Genomic DNA, 21,995 nt, shown 5'->3' with positions numbered 1-21,995 from the left:
AATGAGCTCCCCGCGACGCGATGTCTTCCAGGCGATTTCCGACCCGACCCGCAGGGCGATCCTCGGCCTGCTGGCGCTCCAATCGCTCTCGGTCAACGCGGTCGCCGAGAACTTTGACATCAGCCGACCGGCCGTATCGAAGCACGTCAAGGTGCTCGAAGAATGCGGCCTGGTGCATGTCCGGCAGGAGGGACGTGAGCGCTTTTGCGAAGCCCGTCTGGATCAGCTCGCGGAGGTGAATGCCTGGGTAAATCAGTACCGCCGGTTCTGGGAACGGAAATTCGACCGACTGGAAGCTTACCTCGATCAGTTGCAACAATCAAAAAAGAAACACCGTGGAAAAAAGAAATGATTCCTTTCGTTGGGAAGACAAGGTAATCGAGCACAAGCGCTTCATCAAGGCGCCGCTCTCCCTGGTCTGGGAAGTGTGGACCAAACCGGAGCACCTGGCCAAGTGGTACGGCCCGGAAGGATACACCCTGACCACCGCGCAGCTGCAGTTGCAAACGGGAGGCAGCTGGAATTTCGTCATGCACGGATTCGGGAAGGACTATCAGAACGACATCCGTTACACCCGGATCGAGCCCGAGCATACGCTGTGTTTCCGCAACGGCGCTATCGACAATCCCTATGGCTTTGACGTGCAGGTAACCCTGGAAGAGCAGGAGGGAGGCACCTGGCTGACCATGCGCTCGGAGTTCTCCTCCAAGGCCGTGATCGAAGAACTCAACCAAAAGGTGAACGCGATTGAAGGCGGAAAGCAGACGCTGAACAAGCTCGTAGCGTACGCGGAGAAACTGTTTTCCGGAAGCTGAGGCTGGTGCAGCGGACGCGGTAGGCCCCCGATCTCCGGTTCGTAGCGGGGAAAATTGCTACTTTTACGGAAGCAAGCTATTCCATCATGAAATACCTTCCCATCGACCGCCAGCTTTTCATTGAAAACCGGAAAAAGTACCTCAGCCATTTGGGTGAGCGCTCCATCGCGTTCTTCAACGCGAACGACGAGATGCCGCGCAGCGGAGATACCAGTTTCCCGTTCCGTCAGCAGAGCGACCTGTTCTGGCTGACCGGCATCGACCAGGAACAGACGATCCTGGTGCTGGCGCCGCAGCATCCACTGCCGGAATACCGGGAGATCCTATTCCTGCGGAAGACGAACGAGCACATTGCCGTTTGGGAAGGACATAAATACACCAAGGAAGAAGCGCGGGAAGTTTCGGGCGTGCAATCGATCTACTGGGTCGACGATTTCGCGGCGATCCTTCCGGTCCTGATGCACCATACCGATACGGTTTACCTGAACCTCAACGAGAACGACCGCTTCGTCACCGAAGTGCCGTACCGGGATGTGCGCTTCGCGGAAAAACTCCGCGCGCAGTATCCGCACCACCGTTTCGAACGCAGTGGCCCCTTAATGGCGAAGCTGCGGTCGATCAAGTCGGAGACGGAGATCGAACTGATGCGTACCGCGATCGACATCACCGACAAAGCGTTCCGTCGCGTGTTGGGCTTCACGCGTCCGGGAGTGATGGAGTACGAGATCGAAGCCGAGATCATCCACGAGTTCATCCGGAACCGCGCGACCGGACATGCCTATACGCCGATCATCGCCAGCGGGCCGAGCGCCTGTGTCCTGCATTACAACGAGAACAATCGTCCCTGCAACGACGGCGACGTGATCCTGCTCGACTTCGGCGCCGAGTACGCCAACTACGCGGCCGATCTGACGCGTTGCGTTCCGGTGAACGGTAAGTTCAGTCCGCGGCAGCGCGACGTGTACAACGCGGTCCTGCGCGTGATGCGCGCGGCCATGAAGATGCTGGTACCCGGCAATACGATCCCACGCTACCACGAAGAAGTGGGTCGGGTGATGGAAGACGAGCTGATCAAACTCGGACTGCTGAAAGCCGAGGAGGTGAAGCGCCAGGACCCGAAGCAGCCGCTGTACAAGAAGTACTTCATGCACGGCACCTCGCACTTCCTCGGACTGGACGTGCACGACATCGGCAACCGTTACGAACCGATGGCTGCCGGCATGGTCTTCACCTGCGAGCCCGGCATCTACATCCCGGAAGAAGGACTCGGCATCCGCATCGAGAACGACATCCTCATCACCGCCAAAGGCCCCGTCGACCTGATGGCCGCCATTCCGATCGAGATCGAGGAGATCGAGGCGTTGATGGCGAGTCGGAAGGTGATGGCTTGATTCGTAGTGAACAGTGAACAGTAAACAGTGAACAGTGGGCTGGTAGGGGTAGGCGGACAGCGGTAGGCAGTGGACATGTTGCATTCTTTGACTTGTTTGTTGGTTGTGTCAATCGCACCTCGCGCCTCGTCCCTCGCCCCTCTTGAAGTAGTGTGAGGGTGAGAAACAGGGTGAGTGAGCAGTGAGTGGTCTTCGTCCCACGTCCCTCGTCCCCCCCCCCCAGTGTGAGACTAAGAAACAGGGAGAGTGAGCAGTGATGGTTCCTCGCACTTCCTGACATGGAGATACTTCAACAGGAATACCTACATTTGGTTTAGATCAAATCCTTACCATATGCATTTCCTACGCCGTTCCCACGGATATTTCCTTGCTTTCCTGTTGTTGTTTGCGGTAGTCCCGGAAAGGTCATTTTCACAAGGTTTCTGCGTTCAGTCCTCCGATTTCCCTGGTTCGCCGAGGACCAGGTGTATGGCTGAAACGTCGGGTTACAAAGGATACCTTTTCTGCGGTTTCATCGCCGGAGGCTTTTACATAAACGACGTGTGGGAGTACGATGAGTTGACATCGCAATGGACCCAGAAAGATACATTCCCAGGGCCGTCCCGTCGGGAAGCATTCACCTGGTCGATCAATGGGAAAATCTATTTAGGCTGTGGCAACCAGGGCGCCAATTGTTACCGGGACCTTTGGCAGTATGATCCGGCGACCGATAGCTGGCTGCAGCGAACTGATTTTCCCGGCAACAACTGGAACCAATATGCGGCATTCACTTATAACGGAAAAGGTTACGTCGTTTTTGGTTATGCCTCCTGCGGATCATCTTCAGCCTCATCACAATTTTGGGAATACGACCCTCAAACCGACAGTTGGAATCAATTGGCCGATGTACCCTTTGTCAGCATAGTTAGCCGCGGAGCCGTCCTGGGGAACAAAGTTTATTTTCTGGACACATCCGGCGCGTGGACCTATAGCTATGATTTCTCTTCCCAGACCTGGTCCAACAGCTGGCCGAATGCAGCGGGAAGTGGAACCGGTGCTCCGGTATTTTCAACGACCATTCAAGGAGTAGTTCATTGTTTTACCGAAAACTTTGTCAAGTATGCTCACTTTCCCAGCTCTTCGTGGCTGCGTGGCACCAACCTTCATAATAATTTGTTTCATTCGGAGACGGCCTTTATGGCTTTCGCCGATTCAGTAAAAATAATTGGCGGTGGTACCGGCTTGTCGGCTTTCACACAGGATGTATGGACGTACTATCCCGGATGTGCCAGCACCATCACGGCCGCTATTACAGCTCCCGATACGAGTTTTGTTGGCGCAAGAAATCCCCTCCTCAATTCCAGTTCGATCGCTCCAACGACCAGCCAGTTTTTATATCACTGGCGTGTCGATACGGCCGACTGGGGTTGGTTTTCCGGCGATACGGCTGTCGTAGCCTTTCGTTATGGTACAGTGCCGGTGTCCATGGTGGCAACGAATGGCTATTGTTACGACTCCATTGCAACGGGAGTTCACATCGCGCAAGGGATGTGGTCCGGAAAGACCACTTTGCCGCTGGAAGCCAAAGGACGCAACTTCGCAGTAGGAGCCGGTAACGCCGGAGTCGCCTACTTTGGTTTGGGGAATGATGAGGACAATAATCTGTTACGCGACTTTTGGCGGTACGATTGCAACAGTCAGCGGTTGGAGCGATTACCCGATTTTCCTTTTAGCCCCGTGCGTTACGGCAAATTCATCTTTGCGGCCGGACATTATTTCTTACTCGGAGGCGATACGAATGTTGCTCCGTGGAAGACGAATCTTTTTTACGAGTTCATTCCCGCGACCGGCGGCTGGAACCGACTGCCGGATTTCCCGGGACCAGCCCGGGCTTTTGCTGCTGCGAGCGTAATCAATGACCAGGTGTATTTATGTTTCGGAGGCGCGGCAGAGTTGTATCGGTACGATATACCTTCTTCGACATGGACAGCGTTGGCATCTCATCCAACCTTGACCTTCGCGGATGCTATGGTGGACTTTCAGGGTGATCTCTATTCCATACAAGTGTCGGGTACCGGTTCGATATGGAAGTACGATGTTTCACTCGATTCCTGGGGCCTATTAACCAGCAACTTCACGCCGGATAATCGGGCGGGAGCGGTCATTTTTTTGGATGGAAGTAAAATCTGGGTGGTCAATGGGAAAGTAAGCGGCACCTCTCCATTATCCTATCTGAATACGGGATATTACTTTGATCTCCTCACAGGGTTGCGGAGTCCTGCGGCTTCGCTCTTTTCTTCAACAGGAACTACGAACACGACTGCATTTGCCACCGGGATGAAAATCGATGGGCGATTCTATTATTGTTTCGGTCAGTTTCTCAGTTCCAAGAGTACAGCCATTTGTCGTTACGAACAGCTTGCCTGTACCACCTTGCCCTATTATGTTCCGGTGGAGATTGATGAAGCCGGAATCGGCGTACCGCATGTGTTCTCCAACTATAGTTTCCTGCAGTTACCGGAAGATTCGTCGCAGTTATCCTTATTGGTTGACGGGCAGTCGGTGACTCCGGTGAATGGCTTTGAGACCACCCTGGAGCATACGTTTCGCCAATGTGGAGAACACCAACTCCGGTTCATCGTTACCGGATCCGGCTGTGCCGATACTACAACCTATTATCAGACCGCTCATCCGATTTATAATGTGGAATCTCGGGCGGAGATGCCCTTGGGACAATACAATATCCGGCACACCATGAACGCGTTCAGCATCGGCAATACCGGGTACATGGGCATGGGAAACAAGTACGTCGATATCCTGGTGGAAGCCTATAAGGATTGGTACGCTTACGACCCCGCATCGGATACCTGGTCGGTGCGCGCTTCATTGCCCGCGGCGGATGACCGGACCGGCTCAGCCTGTTTTGCCAACAACAATTATGGATATATCAGCAGTGGAAACAAAGGTTGCTTCGGCAGTATGTCCTGTTACTTCAACGAGACCTGGAAGTACGATCCGGCCCTGGATGTGTGGACGCAGCAGTCGCCGATCCCCGGTATTGGACGTTACGAACTGTGCGCGACAGTACTTGGCGATACGGCTTATGCCGGCCTGGGTTATTATCCGTTCAACAATCCCGGGCAGATTGATAAATATTCGTTCTCTTCCGACACCTGGACAAGTTCGGGATGGCCTTATGGCAAGTCCGGCTCAGCGACACCTATAGCGTTCACCTGGAATGGTAAAGTATACGCCGGGTATAATGTACTCATGGATGGAGGACCGTACCCGGGTCTCTACGCATATGATCCGGCAACCGGTGAATGGTCGGATGAATTGTTGGAATGGGATGGATTGCGCGGGGAACCTTTTGCAGCTGTGGTGGGCAATGATGCGTTTCTGTTCAGAGAGTACATCAGGAAAATCGATCTGCAAAGAATGAAAGTGATCCCCCTGCAAACACTGGTCATGCCGGGAGATACTTCCGTCGATTTCAGCGCAGGCTTCACGATCAACAACCAGGTGTTCTTTAGTACGCTGACTTACGACCAGGGGCCGCGATTCGGAAACCACTTCTACCGGTACGATATTGGTCAGCCGGTTTGCGACCTCGATTCGCTCATCATGGGAACTCCGGTGGTAGTAGCAAAGCAAACCCACTCGCTCGAAGTACAGCCTAATCCGGCACACGAACGGGTTCTGGTTACTTTGTCCAAAGACCGGAATCGAAGTGGACTGCTGGAACTTGTCGATCTGCAAGGAAGAACCCTGCGCTCCAATCGGGTACAGGGAATCAATATTGCCATGCAGTTGGCAGGAGTCCAGCCCGGCGTTTATACGCTGTCATTCACGGAAGATCAAACCGCCGTACGGTCGGTAGCGAAGCTGGTAGTGGAATGAGGGGGGGGGATCAGTGGGCGGTTGGCGGTAGGCATGTCGAGTTCATTGGAAATTTGATAGATTTGTTTATCGCTCCTCCTGGCGTAGTGTGAGGGTGAGAAACAGGGTGAGTGAGCAGTGATTGGTCTTCGCACCTCGCACCTCGTCCCTCCTTTCGCAGTGTGAGGGTGAGAAACAGGGTGAGTGAGCAGTGATTGGTCTTCGCACCTCGCACCTCGTCCCTCCTTTCGTAGTGTGAGGGTGAGAAACAGGGTGAGTGAGCAGTGATTGGTCTTCGCACCTCGCACCTCGTCCCTCCTTTCGCAGTGTGAGGGTGAGAAACAGGGTGAGTGAGCAGTGATTGGTCTTCGCACCTCGCACCTCGTCCCTCGCCCCTCCTTTCGTAGTGTGAGGGTGAGAAACAGGGTGAGTGAGCAGTGGTGTTCCTCGGAGCACGCACCTCGCACTTCCTGTCGTAGTGTGAGAGCTAGAAACAGGGCGAGTGAACAGTGATTAGTCCCACGCACCACGCACCTCGTCCCTCGTCCCTCGTCCCTCGCCCCACGCCCCTCGTCCCACCCTCAGTGCAAGTCTAAGAAACAGGGCGAGTGAGCAGTGAGTGGTACCTAGTCCATACAACATATGAAAACCATCCTCCTTCGCTACGTCACCTACAACCAGTGGGCCAACGACCGGCTCTTGTCGTTTGTCTCGGAGAATTTTAAACCGGAACAACTGGAGCAGTCCATCGTGAGCAGCTTCCCGTCGGTGCGGACGACCTTGTTGCACCTGTGGGGTGCGGAATGCATCTGGCTGATGCGCCTGAAGGGCGAATCCCCGACTACCTGGAAGTGGATGGAGTTCGGCGGTAGTTTTCAGGAATTGTACGGTGAGATCATCGAGAACGACAAAGCCTGGATCGATTTCATCGAAACCAGCGGGGATGCATTTTTACAGACCCAATTCCGGTACAAGTCGCTGGACGGTACGGAGTATCACAACATGGTCGCCGAAGCCGTGCTGCATTGCATGAACCACAGCACCTTTCATCGTGGTCAGTTGATCACGATGTTCCGGCAGTTGGGTTTTAAAAAACTGTTCTCGACGGATTTGATTGCGTTTTCCCGGGATTAAAGCCACTGTAAAGGCTTTTCCGGATTTTGATGATTTCGTATTTTAGTTCGACTAAAGATTTCTCCAATCGTAATAAAGTACGCTCCCATGGTGCAACGCTACCTGTTCTCCGTATTGCTCTTCGCTTTGGTATCCATGATGACACGGGCGGAACAACCGCGAAGTGAATCCCGCACGGTCCCCAATCGGCATCTGGTCTCGGGCAACCCCGAGCCCCCATCTCCTGCTCGTGCAGTACGCGTCGATGTGTCGTCAGGCGAGTGCCTGTCCTTAACGGATATGGAACAGATGAAGGTTGATATCCGGACGAACATCGAGCGTTTGAAGTTGCAACGCCCCGACCTTCTGCAGCGGCGTTCGCAGGTTCATCCGCTTTTCGCCTGGCCGGTTCGATCCAAGGCGGGTTTTTCCGATTATGGCTACTATACCGTCCAGAACTTCGTCGATCATGATTGGGGATTTCCCAACCTCCTGGAGGACTGGAATTGCGGTATGCGTACCTACGACTGGGGGACCGGCAACCATGCAGGAACCGATATCATCCTTTGGCCCTATCCCTGGCGGAGGATGGACGAACAGGTGATGGAAGTTGTGGCGGCTGCTCCCGGCGTCATCATCAACAAGGTCGACGGTAATTTCGACCGGCAGTGCGTGAACAATGGTACCGGAGTCTGGAACGCCATTCATCTTCTGCATGCCGACAGTTCGCAGTCGTGGTACCTCCATTTCAAGTCCGGCTCACTCACGACAAAAGGTGTGGGCGATTATGTTTCGGAAGGCGAGTACCTCGGAACGGCCGGCAGCTCCGGCAGTTCCAATTGGCCCCACTTGCATTTCCAGGTTCTGGATAACACCGGTGCACTGATCGATCCCTACCAGGGTCCCTGTAACAATTTCAACCCGGATTCCTGGTGGCAGTCACAGCCGGATTACATCATTCCACGCATCAACAGGATCCTGACGAAATCCACTACCACGGAATACTATTCCTGTCCCGACCCCGAAATCACCTACGAGAAAGACACCTTTGCCTGGGGCGATTCGCTCGTCCTGCAACTCTATTACCGGGACCTCGACAACAATGCACGAACAACGCTCCGTATCCTGGATCCGAATGGCGTACAACAGATCACGTGGGACTTCGACAGCCCGTGGCTTTTCGGTGCGACTACCTGGGTCCAGTGGTACTATGTGCTCAACAATTGGTGGACGCCGGGTACCTGGACTTTCGCCGCAGACTTCGGCGGGAATTCGTATGCTCACTCCTTTGTGATTGAGGCGCCAGTAGGAATTGACCCGGCTGAGCCTTTGTTGGATTTTATCATGAGTCCGAATCCTGCCGCAGAACGACTGATGATGAGTTTCCAGTCTCCTAAGAGCCAAAATCTTGAATTGAAGATCCTTGATGCGACCGGACGATGTATTGTAAGCCGTGCGCTTGATGTCGTCGCCGGTAAGCAAACGGTGGAGCAGCCGATTGATGGCTTGTCGGCCGGCATCTATCAATTGCAACTGGCAGGCAATGGCAAATCGCTCAGCCGAAAGCTGATCGTACGCTGATCAGTTCTGCGATAGCAGCGCATCCCAACCTTGCGCAGTGATCGGTACCGATCCGCCGGAGCGCGTGATCAGGTTCACGCCGGATGCCTGATCGGTCATGTGACCAATGATCGAAACATCCAGGTGCTCCCGGAGCTTTTCGTAATCGTCAGGGCGGATGGTAAACAAGAGTTCGTAATCCTCTCCGCCACTTAAAGCGCAGACGGTCGGGTCGAGACCGAACTCACGTGCCCGGTCGTACGTCTGCGGATCGATGGGAAATTTGTCTTCGTACAAGTCGCAACCCGTTCCGGATTGCCGGCAAAGATGAAGGGTTTCGGACGACAAGCCATCGGAGATGTCGATCATCGAGGTCGGATGAACGCCGAGTTCCCGAAGTTTGAGGATCGTTTCCCGGCGGGCTTCCGGTTTGAGTTGCCGTTCGATCACATACTCGTTGCCCGACAGGTCGGGTTGTATGCCGGGATTTTCCAGAAAGATCTTTTTCTCACGTTCGAGCACCTGCAGTCCGATATAGGCGCCACCGAGGTCGCCGGTCACGCACAGCAGGTCTTTCGCCCTGGCGCCGTTTCGATAAACCAGTTGTTCTTTTTTCGCGGTGCCCAGGATGGTGATGCTGATGACAAGACCGGAACGGGAAGCAGTGGTATCGCCCCCGACCAGGTCGACTTTATAGCGTTCGCAGGCAAGGTGCATGCCTTCGTACAGTTCGTCCAGGGCTTCGAGCGAGAAGCGGTTGGATACAGCGATGCTGACCAATACCTGTTTAGGGTCCGCATTCATCGCGCAGAGGTCGGATACATTGACCACGACCGCCTTGTATCCCAGGTGGCGCAACGGGTGAAAGGCAAGATCGAAGTGCACCCCTTCGACCAGCATATCGGTTGAGACAACCGACAGCTCCCCCTTCGTATCCAAAACGGCCGCGTCGTCGCCGATGCCTTTTAATGATTCCTCCGGATGATGGATTTTGACCGAGCGTGAAAGGTGTTCAATAAAGCCGAATTCGCCCATTTGCCCGAGTTCGGTGCGGGAGGTGTTGTCCTGGAACATGTTGTAAAGGTAGTTAGTTGAACTTTATTGGGTTGCAAGTTGAAGGGTGCAAGTTGAAAGTTGGATTTCGGGATGATCGACTGAATGTTGGTTGATTTGGACTGGCCCATTTTAGGGTATTAGCGTTCGAACGATTTCGGTTGGCTATCTCGGGCTACCATCCCTTAACACGAATTAATTCAAGTGTTGTCTTTACAGCAGATTTTTCCGGAAGGGAAGAAGTTCCTGTGAGGAGAGTCCCTTTATTTCCCCACCTTAGACTTTCAACCTTCAACCTTCAAGACCCCCTCCTAACATCGCCTTCACAGCAATTTAACTTTTTACTCAGCGTGGGTTGAACGTGACGTAATGTTAGGGGAAGTTCTTTGCAGCATGAAAAATCTGTTGAAAGCGAAAAAGCATTATTTGTATGTATTGGTATTCCTGCTGCATCCGTTTTTGACAACGGCTCTGGAGCCCAGGGAAATCAAAGCGGATTCGAGTGCGACCAGGCAGCCTGAAGTCGAAGCGTCGTCCGTTAAAGGCAAGAAGTTGTTTGATGTTGCAGGGCAGGAAGTGTCTGCAAAATCAACCCCGGTACGTGAATTGTATCTTGAAGCGCCGGGTGAAGTTCTCCTGCTCGACGCGGAGGGGCATGTTCTGCCAGCTGGAAAAGAAGTACAGATGGTCGTGATATCCGGATTAAAACCCGGACGCTATCACTTTCGCGATGAAACGGGAAAGTTGAGGAAGTTGAGGATAAGGTGAGGGAAAGGAAATTGGTGACTTGAGACTAGTAACTAAAAATTAGTAACTAAAAACTAGTAACTAAAGAATGGTAATTACTAATTACTAGTTACTAGTTACCAGTTACTAGTTACCAGTTCATTTCTCCGGACACTCTTCCAATATCCTGGTGTGTGTGTAAATAACGGTTCGAGTGAGCAGTGATGATCCCCTCAACGCTTCACCAGCTTCACCATCGACGCGTTTTTGCCTTCGGCGTCGGTGAGGTAGAGGATGTAGAGACCGGAAGGCAGACCCTCGAGGTTGTCGAACGCCTGGGTACGGGAAATGTCGTCGGGTCCGATGGGAATACTGCGAATCGTGACGCCGCCGCTGTTCACCAGGGTGAGTTCACCGCGTGAATCCAACACCCCTTTCATGTTTACTTCGAAGCGATCACTGAACGGATTGGGATAGGCGTTGGCGATCGCCGCACCGGAGGCATTTTTATTCTTTACATAGACATGGACCGGGTCGAACGTTTCGAATTTGCCGTCGTAGTCTGTTTGCGTTAACCGGTAGAAATTATCGCCGTCATCCGGTTCCGTATCGGTAAAACTGTAATAGCGTTCGGTGGTGGAATTGCCGGCACCGGGTTGCTTGTTGATGACGGAGTAATGCATACCGTCGGTACTGCGTTCAAGTGTAAAGTAGTCGTTGTTGATCTCCGAAGCCGTGACCCAGCTCAGCGTGACGCTTCCTTCGCTTTCCGGATTCGCGTCGAAGGATTTCAGTTCGATCGGCAGGGCGGTGGGAGTCGTGTACGGATTGGTTGGATTATTCACGATGGTTCCTGCGCCTCCCGAAGTGGCCCCGTTGGCGGTGAAGTTCACCATGGGCGGAGCGTTCGTTGTGCCATATGTGCCGCCATTTACGTTTCTGGTCAGAAGTACAGGGTTGGTCGTGCTGATGTATCCGCCGCCGCCGCCGCCGCCGTTGCCTTCCACTTCGCCGCCGTTGTTGAGGTTCTGGCTTCCGCCATTGCCGCCGTTGGCATTGAGGGTAAGTCCTGTTACCGTAGCGCTGTAGCTGTAGATGAAAATGGTTCCGCCGCCGCCGCCGCCGCCGCCTGCATCACCAGGAGTTCCCGAGGACGTAGCGACAGAAGCGCCGTTCGCGTTGATGGTACCGCTGCCGCTAACAGTTGAACCGCTCAACAAGTAAACGATTCCGCCGCCGTTGCCACCCGGAGTGCCGACGTTGTTATTCGAATCACCGGCTCCACCGCCGCCGCCCATGAAAATTTTTCCGGCAGCATAGGTGAGCGGGCGACCGCCATAACCACCCACGTTCTTGCGGTTGTCGCCTGCCCAGGCAGCATTACCGGGGGCAGTGGTGATCGGGTTGTTGAAGTTGCTGGACCAGGAGTAACCGCCACGTCCGCCTCCGCTTGAAGTATTGAGAGCAAAGCCAACCGCTTCGAGGTTCCAGGCGGTGGTCCAGTTGGCGTTGAGGTTGTGTGGATTGCCTTTTCCATTCCAGAGGGCCGTGCTGCCACCGTTAGCGCCGCCGCCACCGCCGCCGTTGTGGGAGTTGCCGCCGCCACCGCCATTGGCAGGAGCGCCACGGCCATAGCGGCCGTTGGAAAGGCTGCTGGCAGGACCGGCGATGCTCTCACCTTTTTCTGCGCCGTCGGTATCCAGGGTGGATCGCCAGATCGTTGAATTGCCAGGAGTAGATGTGTTTTGTTCGGTTGCACCGCCGCGGAATCCTTTTCCGGAAACATCGATGCTGCCGTTGATGACCGTAGCGCCGTTGCATTCGATTGCCACGATACCGCCGGTGGTTCCGTTCCACGCAGGACAGGTAACGCTGGCACCTGAGTTGATGGTCAGTGAAGAATAGCGTGGTACTCGAACCACCTGTACTTTACCCGAAATACTATAGGAACGGGCAAGACCCGTGGATAAGTTGATCTGTGTACCGCTTGGAACGCTGGCCACCTGAACAAATTCGAAGTTCCCGCAATTGTTGTAGCTGCTAATCTGACCGTAGGTGGAGGCATCCGCGACGCTGATACTGGCTCCTTGCATCTGCACGATCATCAAAAGGTCGCCTGCTTCCAGAGCGGCACTGAACCTGCCATTGGCATTCAAAGATGAACTGGTCACCCGGATATTGGTCGAACCGGCAGAAGCATTATTGGTCAGGGCCGTGTATTCGTTCAGGATAGTATTCGAAGTAGTAACGGTCTTGGCACCGTGTTGTCCCAGACCGGCCACTGCATCCTGAGAAGTACCCAGGTTGCCGATCAGGAAGAAGCCACCTGCTAGCAGGAAAAAGAATGCCGCACTGTAAGCTACCCACCGAAGGGTAGGGCTCATGCGCTGGCGTTGACGGGTTCTGCGACGGAGTCGGGAGGCCATGGTTCTAACTGAACTAAGGAATCATTACGATCTCTGGGTCAAGTAGTTGTCCCGAATTGGGAAAGCGTAAGAAATTCGATGTTTTTATTAAAATGACACTACCTGGCCAGATTGATGGGTTGCAGGCACCTTCTGTAGCTTTTTAAGTCAAATTCAGGCCATTAGCCGTCATTATTCATAAATTATTAATTTTCAATAATATGCTAAATTTCAAAAAGTCATGAATGAGTATATATTCGATTTTTAGCTATTTTATCCATTGTCGGACAACCTTTTAGCTTCCCAGGTGTTTCGGCATCAGGGCAGGGGAATCAGATTGCTTCCTAGCGGGCTAATCCGTACCTTTGTGCCTGATAATTAAGTAAAAACGAAGAAATGATCACGGTAACCGAGCGGGCAAAAGAGAAAGCCCTGGAGTTGATCAAGGCAGAAAACCGGCCATCCGATTCCTTTATTCGGGTCGGCGTGGCTGGAGGGGGATGTTCGGGTTTGACCTACGAATTGAAATTCGATAACGTCACGCAGCCCGACGATAAGGTGTTCGAAGATAAGGGGATGAGGATCGTCTGCGATAAAAAGAGTTTCCTCTACCTGGTCGGAACGCAACTGGATTTTTCGGATGGATTGAACGGAAAAGGTTTCCAGTTCAACAATCCGAACGCTTCACGCACCTGCGGCTGCGGTGAAAGCTTCGCAGTCTGATTTTTTTTAACGCCTAATTTAGAATTAGTCCAATTAAACCGTAAGCATCGGAATTCATGGTGCATTAGACGGACCGATATGTCAGACGACCAGAAAATACTGGACGATCTCGCGCAAAGCGAGTACAAGTGGGGCTTTGTCAGCAACATCGAGTCGGAAACGGCTCCGAAGGGTCTGAGCGAAGACATCGTTCGTTTCATTTCCATGAAGAAGAACGAACCGGAATGGTTGCTCGAATGGCGACTCAAAGCGTTCCGGCATTGGCAGACCATGGTTGAGCCGACCTGGCCCAATGTTCACTATCCGACGATCGACTTCCAGGACATCATCTACTATTCCGCTCCCAAGCAGAAAAAACAACTGAACAGCCTGGACGAATTGGATCCGGAAATCAAGTCGACCTTTGATAAACTGGGTATTTCGCTCGAAGAACAAAAACGACTCGCGGGAGTAGCCGTCGACGCGGTGATCGACAGTGTTTCGGTCAAGACCACCTTTCGGGAAACGCTTGCCGAATTAGGTATTGTCTTTTGCTCCTTCAGTGAAGCGGTGCACGACTATCCGGAACTGATCAAGAAGTATCTGGGATCGGTAGTTCCGCACACTGATAATTTCTACGCCGCGCTCAATTCCGCCGTTTTCAGCGACGGTTCTTTCTGTTATATCCCGAAAGGCGTCCGTTGTCCGATGGAGTTATCGACCTACTTCCGGATCAACGCTGCCGGCACGGGGCAGTTCGAGCGTACGCTGATCGTTGCCGACGAAGGCGCGTATGTGAGTTACCTCGAAGGATGCACAGCGCCCATGCGCGACGAGAACCAGTTGCACGCGGCGGTGGTCGAGATCTACGCGCACCGGGACGCGCAGGTGAAATATTCCACCGTCCAGAACTGGTACCCGGGCGACAAAGAAGGGCGAGGAGGTATCTACAATTTCGTCACCAAGCGCGGTCTGTGTGCGGAGGCGAATGCCAAGATATCCTGGACGCAGGTGGAGACCGGCTCAGCGATCACGTGGAAGTACCCGAGTGTCATCCTCAAAGGTGACAACAGCATCGGAGAATTTTATTCCGTTGCCGTAACGAACAACTACCAGCAAGCCGATACCGGCACGAAGATGATCCACCTCGGAAAGAATACCCGGAGCACGATCGTGTCAAAAGGAATCTCAGGCGGGCGCAGTCAGAACAGCTATCGGGGACTGGTGAAGATCAGCAAGAAAGCCGACAACGCCCGGAACTTCTCCCAATGCGATTCGCTGCTACTTGGCGATCGTTGCGGGGCGCACACCTTCCCGTACCTCGAAGTGCACAACAAGAATGCGAAAGTCGAGCACGAGGCGACGACCTCCAAAGTCGGCGAGGACCAGATCTTCTATTGTAACCAGCGTGGCATTTCCACCGAAGATGCCGTCAGCCTCATCGTGAACGGCTATTGCAAAGAAGTATTCAACCAGCTTCCGATGGAATTCGCCGTTGAAGCCCAGAAGTTGCTGGCGATATCGTTGGAGGGGTCGGTGGGGTGATGTGGGGGCGTTTGAACGTTATAACGTTGTAACGTTTGAACGTTTTCACGTTGAAAGTTGAAGGTTGAAAGTTGAAAGTTGAAAGTTGGAATGGCTACTATTGAGCGGTTTGAGGATCTGAAAATTTGGCAGGAAGCACGTGTGTTGGCCAACCTGACTTATAGGGTATCCTCTTTATCAAATTTCCAAAAAGATTTTGTTCTGCGGGATCAGGTCAGACGAGCAGTAGTCTCCATTCTGTCAAACATAGCAGAGGGGTTCGAGCGCAATAGCCCGAAAGAGTTCGTCCATTTTCTTTCCATGGCGAAAGGAAGTGCTGGAGAACTCAGAGCACAACTTTATTTGTCATTCGACCAGAATTACATCGATAAAAAAGAATTCAAGGAACTATACGATAAAGTCACCACGATAAGCAAGATGCTTTCCGGTTTGATGAGCTATCTTCAAAACGCCAACCTTCGAAAGAAGAACTACCAGGTAACTGAACCTGAAGCACTATATCAAAGGATCATCAAGCAAAGAATCAAGGTCAATAATCCGTGATCTTTCAACTTGCCAACATTCAACCTTAAACGAACATCATTAGAGATGCTAACGATAAAAAACCTCCACGCTTCCATCGAAGGAAAAGAGATTCTGCACGGACTTTCTTTGGAAGTTAAGCCTGGAGAAGTCCATGCAATCATGGGGCCGAATGGTTCCGGTAAGAGTACGCTTGCTTCCGTATTGGCGGGACGCGAAGAGTATGAAGTGACCGGCGGCTCGGTCAGTCTGAAGGGCGAGAACCTGCTGGAACTTTCTCCGGAGGACCGTGCGCGCAAGGGCGTCTTCCTCGCATTCCAGTATCCTGTCGAGATACCGGGTGTCAGCAACGCGAATTTCCTGAAAACCGCTGTGAATGAAGTGCGGAAAGCGCGCGGACAAAACCCGCTTGACTCCAAGGACTTCATCGCGCTGATGAAGGAGAAGATGGCCCTTGTGGAAATGGACAAGGCGATGACCCAGCGGTCCGTGAACGAGGGCTTCAGCGGCGGAGAAAAGAAGCGTAACGAAATCTTCCAGATGGCCATGCTGGAACCTTCGCTGTGCCTGCTCGACGAAACGGATTCCGGGCTCGACATCGACGCCCTGCGGATCGTCGCCAATGGCGTGAACGCCCTGCGATCTCCCGAACGTTCCTTTGTAGTCATTACCCATTACCAGCGATTGCTGGATTATATCGTGCCCGACGTCGTGCATGTCCTGTACAAAGGCCGCATTGTAAAATCGGGTCCGAAGGAACTCGCCCTTGAGCTCGAAGCCAAGGGTTACGACTGGATCAAAGAAGAAGTGTCGGCAGGAGTCTGATCCCATGAGCAAGACATCAACATCCACGCTGCAGCTTGCACCGGTTTACCGGGAGACGTTCGACCGTCTATTTTCCGGTGAGAAGGACAATACCTGGTTGCCCATGCGCCGTTCGGCGATGCAGTCGTTCGAATCGATCGGCCTACCCGGTCCCCGTACGGAAGCCTGGCGTTATACCAACCTTGCCAAGGTGTCGGCCATGCCCTTTGTGCCTGCGCCTTCCACCGAGAAATTGCAGGCATTGGAATTGGAAAAACTGGAAGCGGTACGGCTCGACGGCATCCGGCTGGTTTTCGAGAACGGTCGTTACCGCGAATCGCTCAGCAGTTTACAGTCCTTGCCTATCGGCGCTATCGTAGGGTCGCTTGCTCGTCACCACGACCACCCGAAAGTGAAGGAGTATCTCCAACAGAACCTTCCGCTGGAAAACGAAGCATTCGTCGCGCTCAATACCGCCTTCATGCCGGACGGGGCATTCGTTTTCATACCACGGGGCGTGCAGATCGAACAACCGATCCACCTCGTTTTCGTGAATGATGCGCGGCAAGAAGCATCGGTTGCTTTTCCCCGCAATCTGATCATCGCGGAGGAGTCGTCTTCCGTCGTCGTGGTCGAGTCCTGGCACTCGCTGCCCGGCAGTCAGTCCGGATTCACCAACGCGGTTACCGAAGCGTTTACCGGTCGGAACGCGAAACTGGAGCTGGTCAAGTTGCAACTGGAGGACCGCTCCGCCCTGCACATCGGTCATACCCAGGCCACGGTTCAGCGCGACGCTACCTTCAACATCAATACCATAACCCTCGGTGGCGCGCTGGTGCGCAACAACCTGGGCATCCTGTTGTCCGAAGAGCATGCGACGGCGCATTTGTTTGGCCTCTACCTGCTTGCGGGCAACCAGCACGTCGATAATCACACGCTGGTCGATCACGCGGTTCCCCACGGGCTCAGCAATGAACTGTACAAAGGGGTACTCGATCAGCAGTCGGAAGGCGTCTTCAGCGGCAAGATCCTCGTCCGCAAGGACGCGCAAAAGACCAACGCGTATCAGTCGAACAAGAATATCCTGCTTAGCGACGATGCCGTGATGAACGCGAAGCCGCAACTGGAGATCTTCGCCGACGACGTGAAGTGTTCGCACGGGGCGACCACCGGACAACTCGACGAAGAAGCGCTGTTCTACCTGCGCTCCCGCGGTATCGGTGAAGCTGGCGCGCGCGCGTTCCTCAACATCGCGTTTGCAGCCGATGTGATCAACAATATTCCGCTTGAATCATTGCGTGAGCAATTGATGCAGCGCATCGAGAAAAAACTATTGGATTCCGCTCCATGAGTACCGCCGCGTCACCGGCAATTTCGGTTCCGTCCACCCAGCTGGACCTGGGGAAGATCCGTGCGGATTTCCCCATTCTCAGCGAACGCGCCTACGGGAAGCCCCTGGTTTATCTGGACAATGCCGCATCTTCCCAGAAGCCGAAGGCGGTCATTGACGCGTTGGTTCGTTACTACAGCACCTCGAATGCAAACGTCCACCGCGGCGTACATTTCCTCAGCCAGAAGGCATCGCAGGAGTTCGATGAAGTACGGTTGAAGTTACGCGACTATATTCATGCGGCTTCCGAACGGGAGATCGTCTTCGTACGGGGCGCGACGGAAGGGATCAACCTGGTCGCTTCTTCCTGGGGACGTGCCAACCTGCACCCGGGAGACGAAGTGCTGGTCAGCGGCATGGAGCACCACAGCAATATCGTGCCCTGGCAACTGGTATGTGCGGAACGCGGCGCTACGGTCAGGCACATTCCGATCCTGGATAACGGTGAACTGGATCTTGACGCTTATCATCAATTACTCGGGCCGAAGGTTCGATTGGTGGCTGTCGTCCATACCAGTAACTCGTTGGGAACCGTCAATCCGGTGAAGACCATGATCGACTCGGCTCATGCAAAGAACATCCCGGTACTCGTCGACGGCGCTCAGACGCTTGCGCATGGAACCGTGGATGTAAGCGAGTTGGATTGTGATTTCCTCGTCTTCTCCGGACACAAGATGCTGGGTCCAACCGGCATCGGAGTGCTCTATGGAAAGGAAGCGTTGCTGGAAGCCATGCCACCTTATCAGGGTGGAGGCGAGATGATCCATTCCGTTTCGTTTGACGGCACCACGTTCAATGAACTTCCTTACAAGTTCGAGGCCGGCACCCCGAATATCGCGGATGTGATTGCCTTAGGGTCCGCGCTGGATTACTGGGCTAGCCTCGATCGAACGGTTGTCGCTGAATGGGAGGAGCAATTGCTCGCCTACGCCACGGCCTCCATAGCAACGATTCCCGGAGTACGCATCATCGGAACAGCAAAGCGCAAATCCGGAGTCCTGTCATTCATCGTTGAAGGCCTTAATGCACTGGATATTGGCATGTTCCTCGACACCCAGGGTATTGCCGTGCGTACCGGTCATCATTGCACCGAGCCGGTGATGGACCGGTTCGGTATTCCCGGAACCGTACGGGCATCGTTCATGTTTTACAATACGGCGGAGGAAGTCGATCGATTCGTCGAAGCGCTGCGCAAAGCGATTCACTTACTCCGGAAAGGCTGAGTCATGGCAACGATTCAAGAATTGGAAAACGCGATCGTGGAGGATTTCGCCCTGTTCGATGACTGGACGGAGAAATATCAGTACATCATTGAATTGGGGCAACAGTTACCCGAGATGGCTGATGCGTTGAAGACCGAAGACCGGAAGATCAAGGGTTGTCAGAGCAGTGTTTGGTTGTCGGCTTCCATGCAGGATGGAAAAGTGTGGTTCGAAGCCGATAGTGACAGCACCTTCGTGAAAGGGGAGATCGCTTTGTTGTTGCGTGTGCTATCCGGACAAGCACCGGAAGATGTATTAAAATCCGAACTCAGTTTCATTGATAAGATCGGACTACGCCAGCACCTTGCGATGACCCGGGCGAACGGACTGGCAGCCATGATCAAACAAATTAAACTCTATGCACTGGGATTCCAGTCGCAGCATATTTGATGGATACTCCTCAGACACCAGCCGCTTCCCCTGCGCCGGATACTCCGGTAAAGCCGCTACGCGATCGGATCATCGACGTGCTCAAGAGCTGCTATGACCCGGAGATTCCCGTTGACATTTACGAGCTCGGCCTCATCTATGAGATCAACATCAGCGATGGTAACGATGTCCACATTCTCATGACACTCACCTCACCGGCCTGTCCGGTAGCGGAGACGCTTCCACCGGATGTCGAGCAAAAAGTCCGCAACATACCGGATGTCAATTCCGCCAAAGTAGAAATCACCTTCAATCCGCCCTGGGATAAGGATATGATGAGTGAAGAGGCGAGGATGGAGTTGGGGTTCTGGTGATGAGGTAGTGAATAGTGAATAGTGAACAGTAAACAGTAAACAGTAAACAGTGAACAGTGAACAGTGAATAGTAAATAGTAAATAGTTTAGTTTTCAATTAAACGAGATTCAATCGCCAATACCATACAACGATTGGCAAATTTTTAATTACCAATAACCAATAACCAATTACCAATTACTTCCCTCCCGAGACGCGCTTCCTGAAAGGTAAACTCAACTAACCCGGAGCTCGAAACACGGAACCCGGAACTACTAACCCCCTCTCATGCTTCCCAACAAAGTCGCCCAAAGCGGTCTGCTGACCATCGACCTGGAGGATTGGTATGATCCGACGGAACGGATGGTTTTTGATCTGAAAGACTGGTTGTTTGAAGGGCTGATCTTGCGTGAGAAGGATTTTCGGGAAGGCTTGAAGCAGCATGATTTTTCCCGGTATCAGAATAAATTGGTCTCGCTCCTGTGCAGCGCCGACGCGATCGTACCGACCTGGGCGTTCATGCTGGCGGCCAGCTGGCTGGAGCCTGTTGCCAGGCGGGTGGTGTTCGGAACGCCGGACCGATTGGACGAAATACTGTATGCTGAGAAAATCGCCGCGCTTGATCCGGAGGTTTACCGGGACCAGCGGATCGTCATCAAGGGTTGCAGCAAGGTGCCCGTACCGATTTCCGCCTATACTGCCTTGACAACCTTTCTTCGCCCCATCGCCCGCAGTATACATTACGGCGAACCTTGCAGCACAGTACCGGTGTACAAGCGCCCGAAATCGCAGGATGATTCCCATAGCTGACGGCTAATAACTCGGGCAGGCGGGTTTCGGACCGCTACTTCCAACTTCTACTTTTGGGTAAACGATTTACCCATGGAACTGACCAAGGACCGATACCGTGCCGGTGGAGTTGATTTATTGGAAGTGGCCGCGCAATTCGGGACGCCCTTGTATGTGTACGATACCGACAAGATCCGGTCCCAGTATTTGTCCCTGGTACGATCCTTTCCGGATGTCGATCTGAAGATCAAGTATGCATGCAAGGCGAACACCAACCTGTCGCTGCTTCGGTTTTTGCGTTCGATCGGAGCCGGATTGGACGCGGTGTCGATGGAAGAGGTGGAGTTGGGGTTGCTGGCAGGTTTCGCCCCTGCGGAAATCCTGTTTACGCCCAACGGCGTTTCGTTTGAGGAGATCCGTCGCGGTGTTCAGGCCGGCGTTGTGGTGAACATCGACAATCTTTCCACGCTCGAACAATTCGGCAACGAGTTTGCCGATCGTTATCCGTGTTGCATTCGGTTGAACCCGCATATTCTTGCGGGAGGAAATACGCACATTCAGACCGGTCACATCGATTCCAAGTTTGGCATTTCGATCCACCAGCTTCGACACATCGAGCGGATCGTAAAAAGTTACCGGCTTCGCATCAACGGGCTTCACATTCATACCGGGTCCGAGATCCTGGATGCATCGGTCTTCCTGCGCGTTGCGGAATTACTGTTCGAAGCAGCGGGTCAGTTTCCCGATCTGGAGTTCATCGACTTTGGCAGCGGTTTCAAAGTAGCGTACAAAGAAGGCGACGTCGTAACGGATTTGGAGGAACTCGGTCGGGACATGAGTGCCCGGTTCCGGGAGTTTTGTCAGGCCTATGGTCGGCCGTTGCAGTTGTGGTTCGAGCCGGGCAAGTACCTGGTGAGTGAAAGCGGTCTGTTACTGGTTCGTGCCAATGTCGTGAAGCAAACGCTGGCGACGGTTTTCGTCGGGGTTGACTCCGGACAGAACCATCTGATCCGTCCGATGTTTTACGACGCTTATCACCGGATCGTCAATCTATCCAATCCCGCCGGTAAGCCGCGTGTATATACCGTAGTCGGCTATATCTGTGAAACGGACACCTTCGGACTTGACCGACGGTTGAATGAGGTGCGGGAGGGTGATGTACTCGCCATCTGCAATGCCGGCGCTTACGGATTTGCCATGAGCAACAACTACAATTCCCGCTTGCGACCGGCTGAAGTGCTGATTTACAAGGAGAAAGCTTACCTGGCAAGGAAGCGGGAAGTCCTGGATGACCTGCTCCGCAACCAGGTGGAGGTACCACTCTGATTCGTTAATTTTGT

Annotated in this window: 19 protein-coding genes; 17 read left to right on the top strand and 2 right to left on the bottom strand. The window is 53.4% G+C overall.

Annotation, left to right across the window (positions count from 1 at the left end; all coding sequences use genetic code 11):
• Position 1: 1 nt before the first annotated feature.
• From IPJ96_15540 to IPJ96_15515, 6 genes are all read left to right on the top strand, one after another.
• Positions 2–352, top strand: a complete 351-nt coding sequence (locus IPJ96_15540) for a winged helix-turn-helix transcriptional regulator (GenBank protein ID MBK7911730.1) — start codon at positions 2–4, stop codon at positions 350–352.
• On the top strand, positions 336–815 hold the full coding sequence (locus IPJ96_15535; protein ID MBK7911729.1) for an SRPBCC domain-containing protein: 480 nt from the start codon (positions 336–338) through the stop codon (positions 813–815). Before IPJ96_15540 ends, IPJ96_15535 begins: the two co-directional genes overlap by 17 nt.
• 86 nt (positions 816–901) lie before the next feature.
• On the top strand, positions 902–2,206 hold the full coding sequence (locus tag IPJ96_15530) for an aminopeptidase P family protein (protein ID MBK7911728.1): 1,305 nt from the start codon (positions 902–904) through the stop codon (positions 2,204–2,206).
• A gap of 468 nt (positions 2,207–2,674) precedes the next feature.
• Positions 2,675–6,085: a T9SS type A sorting domain-containing protein gene (locus tag IPJ96_15525; GenBank protein ID MBK7911727.1), complete on the top strand. Its 3,411-nt coding sequence runs from the start codon at positions 2,675–2,677 to the stop codon at positions 6,083–6,085.
• Between the two features lie 621 nt (positions 6,086–6,706).
• Positions 6,707–7,198 (top strand): DinB family protein, encoded by a 492-nt coding sequence (locus IPJ96_15520; GenBank protein ID MBK7911726.1) that lies wholly within the window; start codon positions 6,707–6,709, stop codon positions 7,196–7,198.
• 87 nt (positions 7,199–7,285) lie between these two features.
• Positions 7,286–8,758 (top strand): peptidoglycan DD-metalloendopeptidase family protein, encoded by a 1,473-nt coding sequence (locus IPJ96_15515; protein MBK7911725.1) that lies wholly within the window; start codon positions 7,286–7,288, stop codon positions 8,756–8,758.
• Here the strand turns inward: IPJ96_15515 and thiL are convergent, their stop codons facing one another.
• Entirely contained in the window at positions 8,759–9,811 is a 1,053-nt protein-coding gene (gene thiL, locus IPJ96_15510; protein MBK7911724.1) for a thiamine-phosphate kinase, read from the bottom strand.
• A gap of 372 nt (positions 9,812–10,183) precedes the next feature.
• On the opposite strand from thiL, the gene IPJ96_15505 reads away from it, so the two are divergent.
• Positions 10,184–10,558, top strand: coding sequence for a hypothetical protein (locus tag IPJ96_15505; GenBank protein ID MBK7911723.1), 375 nt, complete (start codon positions 10,184–10,186; stop codon positions 10,556–10,558).
• A gap of 191 nt (positions 10,559–10,749) precedes the next feature.
• Here the strand turns inward: IPJ96_15505 and IPJ96_15500 are convergent, their stop codons facing one another.
• On the bottom strand, positions 10,750–12,942 hold the full coding sequence (locus IPJ96_15500; protein MBK7911722.1) for a T9SS type A sorting domain-containing protein: 2,193 nt from the start codon (positions 12,940–12,942) through the stop codon (positions 10,750–10,752).
• Positions 12,943–13,317: 375 nt separating this feature from the next.
• Here IPJ96_15500 and IPJ96_15495 point away from each other — a divergent pair, with 375 nt between their 5' ends.
• The 10 genes from IPJ96_15495 to lysA all read left to right on the top strand — a co-directional run bounded on the left by IPJ96_15495 (position 13,318) and on the right by lysA (position 21,981).
• Positions 13,318–13,644, top strand: coding sequence for an iron-sulfur cluster assembly accessory protein (locus tag IPJ96_15495; GenBank protein ID MBK7911721.1), 327 nt, complete (start codon positions 13,318–13,320; stop codon positions 13,642–13,644).
• A gap of 78 nt (positions 13,645–13,722) precedes the next feature.
• Positions 13,723–15,168: a Fe-S cluster assembly protein SufB gene (gene sufB, locus IPJ96_15490; GenBank protein MBK7911720.1), complete on the top strand. Its 1,446-nt coding sequence runs from the start codon at positions 13,723–13,725 to the stop codon at positions 15,166–15,168.
• Between the two features lie 90 nt (positions 15,169–15,258).
• Positions 15,259–15,711: a four helix bundle protein gene (locus tag IPJ96_15485; protein ID MBK7911719.1), complete on the top strand. Its 453-nt coding sequence runs from the start codon at positions 15,259–15,261 to the stop codon at positions 15,709–15,711.
• A 45-nt stretch (positions 15,712–15,756) separates the two neighbouring features.
• On the top strand, positions 15,757–16,515 hold the full coding sequence (sufC, locus tag IPJ96_15480; GenBank protein ID MBK7911718.1) for a Fe-S cluster assembly ATPase SufC: 759 nt from the start codon (positions 15,757–15,759) through the stop codon (positions 16,513–16,515).
• A gap of 4 nt (positions 16,516–16,519) precedes the next feature.
• The gene (gene sufD / locus IPJ96_15475; protein MBK7911717.1) at positions 16,520–17,845 is read left to right on the top strand and encodes a Fe-S cluster assembly protein SufD; all 1,326 of its coding nucleotides are present in this window, start codon (positions 16,520–16,522) and stop codon (positions 17,843–17,845) included.
• Positions 17,842–19,107 carry a cysteine desulfurase gene (locus IPJ96_15470; GenBank protein MBK7911716.1) on the top strand — a complete coding sequence of 422 codons (1,266 nt, stop codon included), beginning with the start codon at positions 17,842–17,844 and terminating at the stop codon, positions 19,105–19,107. Before sufD ends, IPJ96_15470 begins: the two co-directional genes overlap by 4 nt.
• 3 nt (positions 19,108–19,110) lie before the next feature.
• Positions 19,111–19,536, top strand: coding sequence for a SufE family protein (locus IPJ96_15465; GenBank protein MBK7911715.1), 426 nt, complete (start codon positions 19,111–19,113; stop codon positions 19,534–19,536).
• Entirely contained in the window at positions 19,536–19,889 is a 354-nt protein-coding gene (locus tag IPJ96_15460) for a DUF59 domain-containing protein (GenBank protein ID MBK7911714.1), read from the top strand. The genes IPJ96_15465 and IPJ96_15460 overlap by 1 nt, the downstream gene beginning before the upstream one ends.
• A gap of 265 nt (positions 19,890–20,154) precedes the next feature.
• On the top strand, positions 20,155–20,676 hold the full coding sequence (locus IPJ96_15455; GenBank protein MBK7911713.1) for a DUF2480 family protein: 522 nt from the start codon (positions 20,155–20,157) through the stop codon (positions 20,674–20,676).
• A gap of 72 nt (positions 20,677–20,748) precedes the next feature.
• Positions 20,749–21,981 (top strand): diaminopimelate decarboxylase, encoded by a 1,233-nt coding sequence (lysA, locus tag IPJ96_15450; GenBank protein ID MBK7911712.1) that lies wholly within the window; start codon positions 20,749–20,751, stop codon positions 21,979–21,981.
• Positions 21,982–21,995 lie beyond the last annotated feature (14 nt).

It is taken from the genome of Bacteroidota bacterium (assembly GCA_016713765.1).
Lineage (GTDB): Bacteria > Bacteroidota > Bacteroidia > AKYH767-A > 2013-40CM-41-45 > Pollutiaquabacter > Pollutiaquabacter aromativorans.
Note: the sequence above shows the minus strand (reverse complement) of the source record. Positions and strands in the feature narration are given on the sequence as shown.

Coding starts and splice junctions, on each gene's coding strand:
- thiL (MBK7911724.1), bottom strand. CDS start 9,811: ATGTTCCAGGACAACACCTCCCGCACCGAACTCGGGCAAATGGGCGAA.
- IPJ96_15540 (MBK7911730.1), top strand. CDS start 2: ATGAGCTCCCCGCGACGCGATGTCTTCCAGGCGATTTCCGACCCGACC.
- sufD (MBK7911717.1), top strand. CDS start 16,520: ATGAGCAAGACATCAACATCCACGCTGCAGCTTGCACCGGTTTACCGG.
- IPJ96_15465 (MBK7911715.1), top strand. CDS start 19,111: ATGGCAACGATTCAAGAATTGGAAAACGCGATCGTGGAGGATTTCGCC.
- IPJ96_15505 (MBK7911723.1), top strand. CDS start 10,184: ATGAAAAATCTGTTGAAAGCGAAAAAGCATTATTTGTATGTATTGGTA.
- IPJ96_15520 (MBK7911726.1), top strand. CDS start 6,707: ATGAAAACCATCCTCCTTCGCTACGTCACCTACAACCAGTGGGCCAAC.
- IPJ96_15530 (MBK7911728.1), top strand. CDS start 902: ATGAAATACCTTCCCATCGACCGCCAGCTTTTCATTGAAAACCGGAAA.
- sufB (MBK7911720.1), top strand. CDS start 13,723: ATGTCAGACGACCAGAAAATACTGGACGATCTCGCGCAAAGCGAGTAC.
- IPJ96_15485 (MBK7911719.1), top strand. CDS start 15,259: ATGGCTACTATTGAGCGGTTTGAGGATCTGAAAATTTGGCAGGAAGCA.
- lysA (MBK7911712.1), top strand. CDS start 20,749: ATGGAACTGACCAAGGACCGATACCGTGCCGGTGGAGTTGATTTATTG.
- sufC (MBK7911718.1), top strand. CDS start 15,757: ATGCTAACGATAAAAAACCTCCACGCTTCCATCGAAGGAAAAGAGATT.
- IPJ96_15495 (MBK7911721.1), top strand. CDS start 13,318: ATGATCACGGTAACCGAGCGGGCAAAAGAGAAAGCCCTGGAGTTGATC.
- IPJ96_15455 (MBK7911713.1), top strand. CDS start 20,155: ATGCTTCCCAACAAAGTCGCCCAAAGCGGTCTGCTGACCATCGACCTG.
- IPJ96_15460 (MBK7911714.1), top strand. CDS start 19,536: ATGGATACTCCTCAGACACCAGCCGCTTCCCCTGCGCCGGATACTCCG.
- IPJ96_15515 (MBK7911725.1), top strand. CDS start 7,286: ATGGTGCAACGCTACCTGTTCTCCGTATTGCTCTTCGCTTTGGTATCC.
- IPJ96_15470 (MBK7911716.1), top strand. CDS start 17,842: ATGAGTACCGCCGCGTCACCGGCAATTTCGGTTCCGTCCACCCAGCTG.
- IPJ96_15500 (MBK7911722.1), bottom strand. CDS start 12,942: ATGGCCTCCCGACTCCGTCGCAGAACCCGTCAACGCCAGCGCATGAGC.
- IPJ96_15525 (MBK7911727.1), top strand. CDS start 2,675: ATGGCTGAAACGTCGGGTTACAAAGGATACCTTTTCTGCGGTTTCATC.